The organism is Acetobacter sp. AAB5 (assembly GCF_050106715.1).
GTDB lineage: Bacteria > Pseudomonadota > Alphaproteobacteria > Acetobacterales > Acetobacteraceae > Acetobacter > Acetobacter oryzifermentans.
The window spans coordinates 81,839-96,142 of sequence record NZ_JBNIEW010000003.1; the positions used below are offsets into that span (position 1 = coordinate 81,839).

9 protein-coding genes are annotated in these 14,304 nt (G+C 46.7%); 2 read left to right on the forward strand and 7 right to left on the reverse strand.

All coding sequences use genetic code 11. The features are described from left to right. Window positions 1–4: 4 nt before the first annotated feature. Window positions 5–1,489 carry an efflux transporter outer membrane subunit gene (locus ACP7IZ_RS04450; protein WP_426848010.1) on the forward strand — a complete coding sequence of 495 codons (1,485 nt, stop codon included), beginning with the start codon at window positions 5–7 and terminating at the stop codon, window positions 1,487–1,489. Between the two features lie 79 nt (window positions 1,490–1,568). Here ACP7IZ_RS04450 and ACP7IZ_RS04455 read toward each other — a convergent pair whose 3' ends face one another. The 7 genes from ACP7IZ_RS04455 to ACP7IZ_RS04485 form a co-directional block, all read right to left on the reverse strand. Next, a complete protein-coding gene (locus tag ACP7IZ_RS04455; protein WP_003623691.1) occupies window positions 1,569–1,775 on the reverse strand; it encodes a cold-shock protein in 207 nt (68 codons plus the stop codon). Window positions 1,776–2,069: 294 nt separating this feature from the next. Then, window positions 2,070–3,593 (reverse strand): hypothetical protein, encoded by a 1,524-nt coding sequence (locus tag ACP7IZ_RS04460; protein WP_426848011.1) that lies wholly within the window; start codon window positions 3,591–3,593, stop codon window positions 2,070–2,072. Between the two features lie 43 nt (window positions 3,594–3,636). Beyond that, window positions 3,637–5,991, reverse strand: coding sequence for a TonB-dependent siderophore receptor (locus tag ACP7IZ_RS04465; protein ID WP_426848012.1), 2,355 nt, complete (start codon window positions 5,989–5,991; stop codon window positions 3,637–3,639). Window positions 5,992–6,262: 271 nt separating this feature from the next. Continuing rightward, entirely contained in the window at window positions 6,263–9,412 is a 3,150-nt protein-coding gene (locus ACP7IZ_RS04470; protein ID WP_426848013.1) for a Hint domain-containing protein, read from the reverse strand. 5 nt (window positions 9,413–9,417) lie between these two features. Next, window positions 9,418–10,689: an autotransporter strand-loop-strand O-heptosyltransferase gene (locus tag ACP7IZ_RS04475; protein ID WP_426848014.1), complete on the reverse strand. Its 1,272-nt coding sequence runs from the start codon at window positions 10,687–10,689 to the stop codon at window positions 9,418–9,420. Between the two features lie 505 nt (window positions 10,690–11,194). Next, complete coding sequence (locus ACP7IZ_RS04480; RefSeq protein WP_426848015.1) at window positions 11,195–11,671, reverse strand: hypothetical protein; 477 nt, start codon at window positions 11,669–11,671, stop codon at window positions 11,195–11,197. Between the two features lie 34 nt (window positions 11,672–11,705). Then, on the reverse strand, window positions 11,706–12,656 hold the full coding sequence (locus tag ACP7IZ_RS04485) for a porin (protein WP_426848235.1): 951 nt from the start codon (window positions 12,654–12,656) through the stop codon (window positions 11,706–11,708). Window positions 12,657–13,295: 639 nt separating this feature from the next. Here ACP7IZ_RS04485 and ACP7IZ_RS04490 point away from each other — a divergent pair. After that, window positions 13,296–14,303: a formamidase gene (locus tag ACP7IZ_RS04490; RefSeq protein WP_426848016.1), complete on the forward strand. Its 1,008-nt coding sequence runs from the start codon at window positions 13,296–13,298 to the stop codon at window positions 14,301–14,303. The last annotated feature ends 1 nt before the right edge of the window (window position 14,304 follow it).

Below are 14,304 nucleotides of genomic sequence, written 5' to 3' on the forward strand. Positions count from 1 at the left end.
AATTATGACGCATTTTTCCGCATCCCGTCAGTCGCGCCTGTATCGTCAAGTTGCATGTTTTGCGGTGGCTGTCGGGCTTTTGGGTGGCTGCACCATGATACCCAAATACAAGCGGCCACAACCGCCGCTTGCACAAACATGGGCAGATTATCAGCATACAGATAATGCCATGCTGCAAAAGGCCGCATCTGATATCGGCTGGCGAGACTTCTTTATAGACCCGCGTTTGCAGCAGCTGATTACCATTGCCCTGCGTGAAAACAGAGATATCCGGCAGGCGGCGGCCAGCATTGTAGAAGCGCAGGGGCGTTATGATATCCAGCACGCAGGCTTGTTCCCCAGCATTGGGGCAACTGGTGGGCCAATGTATCAGGCTCCATCTGATGCTGCGGGTTTGAGCTTTGCGCCTGGTTTGGATTCAGCCCAAACAGGTACGGGTATGGCGCGTAATCCGTTCCGCTTTTATCAGGGTGGTATTGGGTTTTCGGCTTACGAAATTGATATTTTTGGCCGCATCCGTTCCCTTAGCCGAGAAGCGGCAGAAGAAACGCTGGCCCAGCAGGAAAACCTGCGTGGTGTTACCATCAGTATTATTGCCCAGATTGCCAACGCATATATTGCGTGGCTGGGTGATAAGCAGGATGTCATCCTTGCGCAAAATACATTGGGAAGCCAGCAAGGCACATTGCAGCTTATCCAAGATAAATATAACCACGGAGAAGCCGATCTGCTGACTGTCAGGCAGGCAGAAACGCAGGTTGCACAAAGTGCTGGCCTGTTGGCTGATTCTCAAAGAAAGGTAGAGCAGGATGAAAACCTTATCAGCTTGCTGATAGGCGCGCCCATTCCTGCTGATTTGCCGCCGCCTTCCAATTTGGGGCAGCAAACTGTTCTGGCGGATGTGCCTGCTGGTTTACCATCGGATTTGCTGAACCGTCGGCCTGATATTGTGCAGGCTGAACATGATCTGTTGTCTGCGCAGGCAGATATTGGTGCAGCGCGTGCCGCGTTTTTCCCGCGTATTACACTTACGGCCAGTGATGGTATTTCCAGCTTGCAGTTTCATAAACTGTTTACATCTGCGGCAACCACTTGGGGTGTGAACCCAAACATTCAAATTCCTTTGTGGACGTGGGGGCAGAATTCAGGGAACCTGAAAGCTTCTAAAGCGCGCCGGGATAGCAAAATTACAGCCTACGAAAAAACAGTGCAGACAGCATTCCGGGAAGTTGCAGATGCGCTGGCTGGAAGAAAGGCGTATCTGGATGAGCAGAAGGAAGTAGATGCTTTGGTAAATGCTTCTGGAGATGCGTATCGTCTTGCAAAGATGCGTTATGAAGCAGGGATCGATTCCTACTTAACAACGCTGGAATCGCAGCGAGCCTATTTGCAAGCACAGCAAAATCAAATTTCGGTAGATGTATCCAGATATCAAAATCTGGTCACGCTTTATCGTTCACTTGGTGGCGGCTGGAAAGAAAAAGGGTAATTGGGTATTTGCAAAAATGGCAAATAAAAAGCCGCCCCAAAGGGCGGCTTTTTACAGCATCAAATGCAGCTTAAAGCAATTAGATTGCTTTAATGCTTACTGCAGATGTCTTGCCGTTACGGCCAGCTTCGAGCTCGTAAGAGACCTGCTGACCTTCGGTAAGGGTATGCATACCGGCGCGCTCAAGCTCAGAGATATGAACGAACGCGTCCTGTCCCCCATTGTCCGGCTGAATGAAACCAAAACCCTTTGTAGGGTTAAACCATTTTACGGTGCCTGTTGCCATAACAAGGCTCCTTTTTCACAACAGCGGTCGTGTACAAAATACACACGAAATCATAACTTTTAAGGAGAAAAACTGACGCAACATGCGCCGATGACTCAGATAAAAGCATCCGCTTGCGCTATCAATGTGCGCAAAACAAAAGGAATGCAAGGATAAACTGATGAGCATCAAAAATTAAATCATTATTCCCATGCCAACACGCTGTAGAATAACGCTTTTTAGTATTTTTATTTTTAAATTTATAAAGTTAAACAAAGCAGCTTCATAAAAATTAATGTGATGATTATTTATGTTTCAGGATGGTAGCTGGGGTAGGCGGTCATTTCTGATATAAACGGAAGATCCCGCAGGCATTTGTGTATAGTCTGTACGCAGAATATCAACCACGCAGAGCATGAACTTTTTGGGGTCATGCACCCCCCAGATAACCCAGCTATCAAAATAAATGGCTGGAGGTTTATCTTTGGGTAAATCAGCACATAAATCACGATCATACCCGTGCCACGGGTGGGCGGCGTAATCGGCTTCCCACGGGAGATACGCATGATATTTCTTTATGGGTAATCTGTGGGCCAGAAGATACGCATCAGGATTATAAGGGACAGCCAAAATTCGTTCATCGGGATGTGTATAGGCACGAATGGTTTTGGCAAAATCAACAGAGTCATCTTGTGTCAGATGCCACGCAGTAGCACGCCTTTGTGCCAATGTTTGCCCCCAAGGGGAGGAAAGGGCGTGTTGGGAGGAGAAGAATATTCCGCCAATGCTACCGAATACCAAGAACGATAAAGTATTAGGACGGTTTTTTAAACAGGTTGTGGCCATTAAGCTTGCCAAACCAAACGCAGCCATAAGAAAAGCCCCGTTTTGAAAACCATCCATGCCCCGGATCTGAAGCGTCATCAGGCCGCAAATAGCCAGAAGGGCACAAACCTTATAGGTGCTTTTCCAAACAAGAAGAAAACTACCAAAACTGATGGTGATGACAGCCAGTGTTTCTATAATGCGGTCAGGCGCAAAGGAAAGTGCCATGCCATGTAGAAAGGCATCCATGCCAAAGGGAATGTAATGTGCATACCATTTCTGGTTGGCGATAACATGAAAAGCAATCATGCCACCGATATCACCATAGAGGGCGAGCCATAATGTCATGACCAAACAGGCACAAAGACACCCCAGAGTGACCCATTTTAGAGTTTTTTTGTAAGCTGAGCGATTAAATACCCAGATCAGGCACGGGGTGGCGTAAAACAAAACAGCGAGTGGGCCAAACGCATAAGCTGCGAAAGGTAAAAGTGCTGTGGCAAAGCCTCCGCAAAAAGCCTGAGGCTCAGATACAGGTCTATTCAGGCAAAGTGGCACTACAAAAATAGCCATGCTGATAACAGTTAATGCACCGCCAATGGGCCAATAACTATCCAGATGCAGACCTTGCACGGTCCAGACAGACGCAATCCCTCCCACCCACATGGCGGTTGCCAGATAACGCTGCCAATTAAAAGTAAAAAGAGGCGTACAAAAAATGGCCAGCCCGGCAAGGCTGGCCATCAATGTAGAAACAAGCCGGAAAACCCAAAGGTGCGAAACACCAGCAACAGGCCCCAGTATCCATGAGAGCATGAAAACCAAAGGCCCATGCGCATCAATATAGTCTCGATAAAGCCGATCACCATGTTGCATGGCGAGAACACCCAGAAAGTGCCCAGATTCATCGCTGAAAGGCAGGCCGCCAAAGCCTTCTATATTTCTGAATATGAAAAAACTGATACATACGGAAAATAGAACCAGCGGAGCTGTCAGCCTTTTGGTAACACGCATGTTGGTTCTATTTTCCGTGCGTTTGATTGTGCAGAAAAGAGTATCAGAACTCCGCAGAGAAAGTGAAGTGATAAACACGTGGCAGACCAGCATACAAGCTGGATGCCGCGCCAGATGTGCCACTTGGTGCGCCGGTATAAACCGAGGCCCAGTAGCGTTCATTGGTAGCGTTGCTTACCCCAAAACGCACAACCCATGGAAATTGTGCCACATGGAATGCATAGCGCGTGCCCAGATCCAACGTGGTGTAGGACCCGGTATGGAGTGTGTTGGTAACGTTAGCTGCGCGATTGCCCATGTAATGCACATTGGCATTGAAGGCCCAGCCAGATGCAAATGACCCCATGGAGGCCGGCAAGCGATAATCCAGCAACATGTTCGCCTGCAAAGGTGCTGCGCCAACAATTTCCTTATTGTTGAGCGAGGAAGATGCTGCATGCACGAGTTCTGCATCCAGCCAGGTCATGCCAGCAAGTACAGAAAGGTTAGGCAGCACTTCGCCAGAAATCTGGGCTTCCACACCATAGTTGCGCTGTGTGCCGCCGTATTGATAGGTCTGGCAATTTGTCATGGCTGCGCAACCTGCATCTGGGTTTTTTGCGGCCACATACATTGCGTATGGTGATGTCATACGGAAACCGGCAACGTTAAACTGCATTGTTTTGTAACGCAGTTTGTAGCCCACTTCATATTCTTCAGAATGGGCAATGGGCAGCGCCATGTTTGTGTTGGTGTAGCTTGCACTATTAGGGGTAACAGGCCCTGCTTCAACAGAACGACCATAGGTAAAATAGATGGTCTGGTTATCTGTTGGTTTGTACATCACGCTGGCTGTGGGGCTGAAAGCTGCTGATGTATCAAAAGTTTTTCTTAGAGGGCTTTTGGAGTTAAGCGCACTTTCCTGATTGATCCAGCTCCAGGCAAGTGTGCCCATAACAGACCAATGTTTGTTGATGCGCATGGTGTCACCCACAATAAAAGACTGGCTAGTGACACTGCTGGATTTATAACGCCCATGATAATAAGGCTGTGTGCCGCTGGAAGGGGAGGGGCCGGAGAGATTATATACCCCTAAGTTCTGTGCGCTTGTAACAGCGCCTGTGGGGTTATAATTCCCCATCATGTAACCGTTGGTGCCAATCACCAGATCATGCTGCAAGGGCCCAGTGTGAACACGGCCGTTAAAATAGGCCATGTTACTGCCAACACGGAAATCATTCGCCGTGGTTGTGGCTGTTGCTTTAGAACTGAACCAGCCATCGCTGCCAGTTAGGCCACCGCAGGTTTTGCTGCCATCACACAATGTATCAGCCACACCAAAAGATTGTCTGGCGGCATCTTGATACAAACCACCCAGCGTGAAGCTCCAATCTTTGTTGATCTGGTGCTTGATTTTGGCAAGAAACGTATTGGTTTCCATATTGTAGCCGCTCCATTCAGGAGCCAGCCGTTTGCTCAAATCCGGTGCTTCGGGCAGTTTATCTCCGCCCACTCCGGTTGCCAGAATACCAAAACCGGGCGCAGTGCCGCGCTGGTCAAAAGTGTAGTGGCTGGCATCAATTTCGATAACCGTCTTGTCATCAAGGTGGATATCAAAATCACCGCTGACCATTTCGCGGCGGACCATACTGCCTTGCGTATAAGCGGTGCCGTTGGCATGCAGCATGTTCAGGCGGTACCCAAACCAGCCATTCCGCCCCAAACGACCAGAAATATCACCATTAACTGTTGGTGTGCCGATGGAATCTACACCAACAGAAAGGCGTTCTGTACGCCGATCCGTTGGGCGTTTAAGAGTATATTCAAAAACACCAGCTGGGTTTTCTGGCCCATACATTGCGCCTGCCAAGCCGTTCAGAACTTGCAGATTGTCTACCCATTCTGCCGCATAAGGCGTGGTGGCAACAACGTTTAGCCCATCAAGGCGAGAGTTGGAGATGACATCGGCCTCAAACCCACGAGATTGTGGGCGAGATGTGTTGGGATCACCCCGAACTTCCAACTGCACGGAAGGGAGATATTGCGCCATGTCATTGAGGTTGCGGATCTGCTGGTTCACCACAACATCGTGCGGAACACCCATGACAGAATAAGGTGTATCCAAAGTATCTCGGTTACCCAATGGGCCAAGATAAACAATCTTGTTCATATATTTGGCGGCTGTGCCATCTGCGGCATGATGGCCATGAACATTCACAGTCTCACCATTGGAGCCATCCAGTATCCCTGCAATAGGGGCGGCAGTGGCTTGTTTTTTTGGTGCTGCTGTTTTGATGGCAGCTTGTTTGCTGCCTGCATGCGGCTTTGTAGGATCAGGCGTTGCAGCCAGTGCCGAGGTTGTCAACAAAAGGGCGCTAAACGTTCCAGCGGCGCAAAAAGTATGAAAACGATCGTGCATAGATTCTGGCAGGTCCGGGTTTAAAGTAAAAAACAAGGGGTGAGCTTCTTTTGCCGGGCCAGATGTCAGCTTGTCTATATATATCGGTACATAAATCTGTATATGCATGAATATGGATGGAGAGTGATGCCAAAATAATACAGTTATGCTGAATGGACTGTAGAGCGATAAGATGCGCAGTGAGTGCCAAAAGATAATTGTGGAACGCTAGAAAAAAGGCTCTACCTACAAAAGGTAGAGCCTGCATAAAAATAAGTATCGTATCAGCGTATTAGGCAGAATGTTTGGTATCTGCCTTATGCTGATGATTAACTAAAAAAGGTCCTGTTGCTCGAATATTTATAGACAGAATGCCAATAGTGCAGTGGGATAAGTCACCTTCTAAAGGCATTACAGCGTTACCATTGGTCCAGGCGCAATCAGTCCAATTTGTATCGTGCCAGCCTTCTGGTTTTTGGGCCTGAAGGTGAGAAGTGATTTTATGCTGATGTTTGGCAGAAAGGAAATGTACATCTCCCACAGCAACACCCATTAAACGGCGGTCATTTACAAATGGGCCGATGACATCTGTCGGACGATTGGCACGGGAAACAATACGCACAGATTTTGTGTTGGCTGGCAGTATGAAGCTGTAGTGTTGTCCCTCTTGCCGAAGGGGGCGAAGTGTGGTTCCGTTTTCTGTGATGAGGTGTAGATTAGGATCATATGTCAGTTCAACAGATACGGATGTGCTCTCAGAGTTTCTGTTCCGTGCTTCCAGTTTGCGAAACAAGGGTTCCACAAAATCACGATCTGTGCACAAAGGCGCTCCGGCATCTTCTGCCCAATTATGATGAGCACCACGTAGGCGGATAACCGTACCTTCCTGACGGAAAGTATGGCGGTTTCCTGTATCCAGATAGCTTTCTGTTAGCATGCCATCTGCGATGATGACGGAATGCTGATCTGTTTCTACATGATAGTAATCATAGGAGGTGATGGATTTATCGTAAAAAATAGAAACCCCATTTACCAGCATGCGCACAGGCACAAACTTGCCATTAAAGAATAGGCAGTGTTCTGCGGTAATCAGCATGTCCTTGTAAGGCACACCTTCGGCAAGGGCATTTTCGCATACACGCACAGGGTAACCGGCTTGATCGTCAGGTAGATCGGGGCGAACGCTGCACTGAGCTTTGCCTATCCACACAACCGGACGTGTGATTTCCTTATTATTCTGCCAGTCAAATGTAACAACTTCAGTGCCAATAACAAGATTTTCGACAGCAATATCACCTTCAGGGGTACGAATCATACTACCGCTTAAGAAACAAACTTCGTAAATCAGGTTGCCATCATCTCCAACAACCAAAGCATTGCCGTGTTGTGATACGCCATCAATAGTTAAACCTATGGCGTGGCCATTTTTCAGATTAATCCATACCTTGTTCGTATCATTAGCATCGTAGGATACGTTCAGAACATCTCCATCTTTTATACCGTCCAGCACAATCCCATCTGAATTGCCAGCAGATGCGCCGTTAAAACCAGAAATGACAGTGCTAACAATACCGCCATCCGTTAGACCAGAAATGACCAAACCCGTGTTTGTATCACCATCCATAATAATGGTGCCGCCAGCATCGGAATAGATGGATGCTTTGCCACCATTTAACAAAGTTACGGTGCCACTTAACTGGCCGCCACTTCCAATGCTTAATGATGCACCGTTCTGAATGGTGGCGTTACTTAAAATGCCTTGGTTATGAATGGTGATTGCCCCACCGTTTTCAGCGGTTGGGTTAATGATTGTAGCGCCCGCATTGGCATATTCATGACCACCATCGCTTATCTTGGCACTAATAGAGCTTCCCCCTGCAGAAACAGCTTCAAAGGCGTTTGTGCCGCTTACAATGGTATTGGTTGTTGTGGCGCCATCGTAAACAATGAGATTGCCGTTTGCATTAATTGTTGTGTCTGTCAGAGATGCATTGGAAGCAAAGCCATAACCGCTGTTATTAAATGTAATATTTTGAAGTGTGCCGCCTGTTGCGTTCAACGTGCTCCCGGCTGTAAAAGACGCGCTGGTAAGCGTGCCGCCCGAAACGTTTACACCACCATTCCCATTTGTAAGATTGCTTCCGGTGCCGGTAATATCTGTGGCAGAGCCCCCATTATAGAGATTAATAAACCCGCCTGTGTTGATGTGAAGGCCAGAAACGCTGCCGCCAGAAACCTCAAAGCCCCCACCGCTATCAGCCGTTGTATTGGAAACAAGGCCACCGGAAACAGTTATGATGCCACTTTGTATGGAACCACCAAGAACTTTTCCATCATCGTAAACTGTTGCATAACCGCTTACAATTTTAGTATCGGCAGCAACACCGCCACCAGATACAATGATGTTTGCATCTGAAGTTAGGATTTGAGCGGAAATACTGCTGCCACCATTGTCTACATATTCTGTGCCGCCGCTTGTAACGATATCAGAAATTGCAGTGCCACCAGCAGAAACATGAACATATCCACCGCTTGCCAGCGTTGCGGAGGTTAAGCTGCCACCATCATCAACAATAATTCCACCACTGCCATTTGTTGCATTCACAACCGTAGCACTGCCGCCAGATAGAGTAATGAGACCGCTCTGGACTGTTGTATCAGTCAGTTCACCGCCTGCATAAACATTAACGGCACCGGCAGAAAGAGTTGTATCCGAAGCAGACCCAGAAAGATTTAAGGTAGCATCAGGTTCTTTTAAAGTGGCAGATATGCTTGTGCCGCCAGAGGCAACATCCATCACACCGCTTGTGCCAATGAAGCTTTGTGCTGCAGTGCCACCGCCCGAAACCTGGATGGCTCCACCTGATGAGGCGCTTATAACAGAAACTGTTACGCCGCTTTCTATCTGAAGGATGCTATCGTTTGTAACTGTGGCGTTGGTAACTTGTCCGCCCTGAACATCAACGTATGTATTCGCACCATCAACAGTAATACCGTTTAACGTGCCACCATCATATACGCCTGCCCAGCCACCGTCTTCGTTAGTCCAGTTTGAGCCAATTCCGCCTGCACTCAGGTAGGCATGAGCACCGCCCCCTGAAAGGGTTAGATTGTTTGCTGTTCCCCAGACAGTCTCTTGTCCATTTGGGCCGATTGCATCGTTATTGCTGATACCACCAGAGGAAACGAGAATATTCCCACCTGCGGTTGCTGATGTAAACGAGGTTGATCCAACAGTTTCAAGCGTGCCGCCAGATATGAGTGAGCTAATGGCGGCCCCATTATTATAAACATGTATATATCCCCCGGCCTCAGCAGTAACACCGCTGGCAGTGCCGCCTGAGCTAACAAAAAGCCCAACACCGTTAACAACTGTGCCGCCGTTCTGCTCAGTGTTGCTGCTGTCACCACCAATGGTAGTATTTTGAGAAATATCTGACATGATCGTTATCTTTTATGAACAATGGGTTTTATTGTTTCAATAACTTGTTTCGCCGTAATAAGGCGCGTGCATTCAAACTGGCGCGGCGTGTTGGCATGCCGTGGGCACCATAAAAAATCATGGTGATCAAAACGCTCTTTCGGGTCATTCCAGCAAGAATTACAGGTGTGCCAGTTGATGATACGGAAAGGCGTTTCAAATTCGGTTGTCGGGTGGCTAAAGCCAGCAATCATGACCACAGGGGTTCCGGTAGACCATGCCAGCCAAGATAACCCAGAGCCAAGTCCGATAAAAAATTCTGCATGTTTCAGCCAGCGCGCACGTTCTGTGAGAGGGCGGCTACCGGTTTGGTCTTCTGCTCCATACGGAATATGGTTCCAGACAATACCAGTACCATGTACGGTTTTCTGATCAACACAGATCACCCGGTATCCTTGGGCTTTCAGCCATTTAATAACTTCATCCCATCCCGTCGGGTTGTTCCAGTATTTGCATTGAGATGATGCCTGGGCAGCAATGCAGACATAGGGCTCCTCAATAGGGCGTCCTTCATCTGGAAAGCTGATTTTTGCGGGTTCTTCTTTGGGGCTAACCCCAAGAATATAGGCCGCTGTTTTATGTAGCCCTACCAAACGGAAATCGGAAGGTTGCCAGTCACAAGTGGCATCATCAAAAAAGAGGCCTAGATAATAAGTTGCGTAAGCCTGCTCTGTAAGTTTTTTTGTGCGCACATCATCATGCGTGACAAAATTGATGTGTGGGTAGGCATTTTGAAATAATGGAATCAGGAGTTCGGACATGGCGCACGTTACTTGCGCTTGCCGCATTTCTGCAAAGCGTGCGGCATAGGGCACCCATGCCAACGTATCTCCCAATGTTCCAACGGGGAATATGATAAGAACCTGCTTATCTTTTGAATCGTAAACGTGGGAAAAAACCTGCGTGCTGGTAACTTTTCCGTCTTCTGCTGTAACATCCTGCCAGACTGTGATGCCAAACCGCACGTACCAGCGCTTGGATGAACGAACGAGCGCTTGGTTCAAGCCCGTCTGTGCAAACAAAATATTTCCGGTATCCAGATCTGCGAGTTCAATACGCCATGTACCTTCAGTTTCTTCCAACAAAGGGAGGTGAACGCGGCACCCTTCGTTAAAATCAAACCGAATGTTCTTTGGTGCCTGCTGTGTGGGAAGCGCGGCAGCTGTGGGGTATGGGGGTGCTTGTATTGTCTTGGACTGATTAGCTTGCGTGCTTGTTACCGTTGTCTGATCAGTCATGTTTTATGCCACCAATAGAGAATGTTTGACTATCTTTGGCTTGGAAATGCGTGTGTGTTTTCATTTTCTCAACCATCGAATTGCGCGAGGATAAATCTCTGCCCATTGAGTTGTTAACTAATTGCGGGACAAACTTATAACATTTATTTATGTTAGTGCAATCGAAACATAAATATTCATAAAAATTTTGCGCATTCGACGAGGGTTAAACAAAGAACTCCCATGTATTCCTAAGCTTATGACTCATTCCTTGATGGGGAATGATAACACTTGTTGCGAGTGGATGGCAGACAAGAATGTATAAATACAGTGATCATATCGTGTTGCGACAAGTGCTAGTTTTGTAGCTTTGCGAACATGCTTTCGATATTAAGATTGCGTACTTACCCAGAACGCACGCGCCAGAAAGATGGCGCGTGCATATTTTTCAACGTGGATTAATGCATATAGAAAAATACATTTTATGATCTATTAATATTTGGAAATATCATATTTAATTTTGAATTTACTGAACACTGCGTACTTGATCATCGAGGATAGTTGTACGCTTTTGAGGGGATATTCCTATTTCAGGGCACATCTTACGCTGTTCTAGACTGCGTACGGATGCCAGGCGTGTTTGTAAAGTGTTCAGCCCCATTTCGGTAGAATCTTCTCGAAGAGGTTTACCTGCTGGGGTGAGGGTCACACCTTTCATAACACCTATACCTGGTATTGGATCAAGTTTTACAAAAAATCCTTTATCTTCTTCTGCATTTCCATTTTCTATGTCAGTTTCTTCCTTGTGCTGTAGTGCATCAACTTTGTCTGAAAGTTTCACATCTTCTGCAAAAAGATGCCGACAATCTAGACTTTCCAACGCTGGTTCTACAGCCCATGCAGTATTCCCAACGATACTCATAGTTAGAGCAACAGCAGCGCTTGCTATTCGTTGCTTTAGGTTTAGCATTTTCCTATCTCCCAGCGGTTCATTTTGAACCATCCATTATATAATTTACCTTTATTAGGTGCAGTGATTAGTACTGAAATTGCATCCCCAGTAAGAAAGCATTGGAAGCATGTGTGCCCATTGGTTTGTACCTGACATAGTCAAAGGTAAAACGAAGGTTGTGGCCATCCAGAACATAGTTTGCGCCGGCATCAAACTGGGTGGTTTTAGGATGGCCAGGCCCGTACATATCTTTTTTGTAGCGAAATTGCTGGTATCGTACCAAGGGCTGCAACCGGCCCCAGCCTAGTGTGTAAGGAATAAGATAAGCGGTGCTAGCCAGAAAAGCCGTACCATTGTTAATGCCCCCAACATTACCATAATCGGCAGAACGTTGGTGATAACCTGCGGCAATATCTTTTACGCCATCCGTATAATACTGATAGTAGGCACCTTCTAAAGTATAAACACCATAGCGTGCATCGGGGCCAATTCGTTTTTCAAACAGGCCATCAATGTTCCAGGCTTTATAATCGCCTTTTTGTTGTGCTGTACCTACACCATCCGTTTCGTACTGGCCTGCTAGGCCAATAGCAAGGATATCAGCTTTTCCATAATAAGTGCTGGCTGTGTAATAGGCAGGTGATGGTTCGGGATCAAGAAAGTTGTATTCTAAGCGACTGGCAAACAAAGGATGCTCACCATAGTTGGAGGCATCGCGCTGCCAGTTATGACCGCGATAGACACCCGCCACATAGCGAAAATGATCTTTTAGAAGTCTGCCCCAAACAGCCAGCCCATCATCACGGCCAGACCAGGCGCCAGGGTATTGAGCAACAATGGGGAAGGCATATGTACTGAGGAAGTATGGTCCATCAAGGTTGGAGCGATCACTTGGGGTGAGCATACGGCCGCCCCAAACATTGAATGCTTTCCAGGGTTCAATTTGCAAAATACCATCAAGAACGTTCCAGTTTCCATCACGCAATCGTTCAAGATTGACTGTTGTTTTAACATATTTATGGAACTGCGCCCCCATATAAATACGCAAGTTGCTTGCGCTGGCGGCACTTGAATTGCTTGGTGTTGCATTCGGATCTTTTGATAGGTACTGCGCTTTGACACCAACTCCAAGTGTAAAAAACTGATCCTTGCCGAAATTTACCGTGACTGCAGCATGTGCCTGTTGTGAAGCTATGGCTCCCAAAATGAAGCAGGTAGAAAGGATGCGACTAGAGCGAGAAAGATGTATCGTCAATTTTTTCGAAAACCTTGAACTGACCGTAGTCATGCGTTCCCTCCTTTATCCGAGGTTCATTGTTGGGTTGCATCTATAACATTACGATATCGAACCTAAATTTTTGCATGCGTAAAATGACTTATTCCAATGAGGTGAAACAGTTTTGGAAATTCTCTAAAAAACAAAAAATCAAGTGATAAAATTTAAAAATTCCTTATAAAACAAAATACAATAAATATTTTGTTGAATTTATTTTGTAAGAATTTTGTATGTTTTGTTTTTAAAGATGAAATTTTCATTTTCCGTACGTCAAACAACGTATGGGCCAAAAGCCATATTATATCGGACGCTCCTGAAGCGGGTTTGAGGAATATATGCCTCCAAACCACATACCACCGAACCTAAATAGGTTCTCGACACAAAGTATGGGAGAGATTCATGGGAAGCACCGGCAGTGTGAGTGCGTGGGAAGAAGCCCTTCTTGTTGCATTGATTCAATATCCGGTCCCGGTCATTAAAGGTCCTGAAGATATTCAGACACAGGTTGACCAGATCTGTCGTGCGGTTGATTCAACCAAGGCAGGATATCCGGATCTCGACCTTATCGTTTTTCCTGAGTATTCAACGCAGGGTCTCAATACGGCAATCTGGACTTATGATGAGATGTTGCTGACCCTCGAAAGTGAGGAAATTACTCGTTTTCGGGAGGCATGCCGTAGGAATGCTGTATGGGGTGTGTTTTCTCTGATGGAGAAAAACGAGAATCCTTCATTACCTCCTTATAATACAGCCATTATTATTAATGCTGAGGGTGAAATCGCCTTACATTATCGTAAACTACAACCATGGGTACCGATCGAGCCTTGGTCTCCAGGTAATTTGGGAATGCCTGTGTGTGAAGGCCCCAAAGGATCGCGGTTGGCTGTATGCATCTGTCACGATGGTATGTTTCCGGAATTAGCGCGTGAAGCCGCGTATAAAGGGGCTAATGTTTATATCCGCATTTCTGGATATTCAACACAGGTCAATGATCAGTGGATTTGGACTAATAAAACAAATGCCTGGCAGAACCTCATGTACACCATGTCTGTCAATTTGGCTGGATATGACAACGTATTTTATTACTTTGGTGAAGGCACAATCTGTAATTATGATGGCAATGTAATCCAACAAGGGCATCGCAACCCATGGGAAATTGTCACGGCGGAATTGTTCCCTCGTTTGGTAGATAAGGCACGTGAAAACTGGGCACTAGAAAACAATATATTTAATCTTGGGTGTCGTGCTTATGTTGGAAAACCTGGAGGAGAAAAAGAAAATTACCTTACATGGGTAAGAGATCTTGCTGCAGGAGAATATAAGCTTCCGTGGGATAATAAGGTTCGTATTCGAGATGGGTGGAAATACTATCCTGATGGCGTAAAACTTGGTCCGATGCCAAAATAGC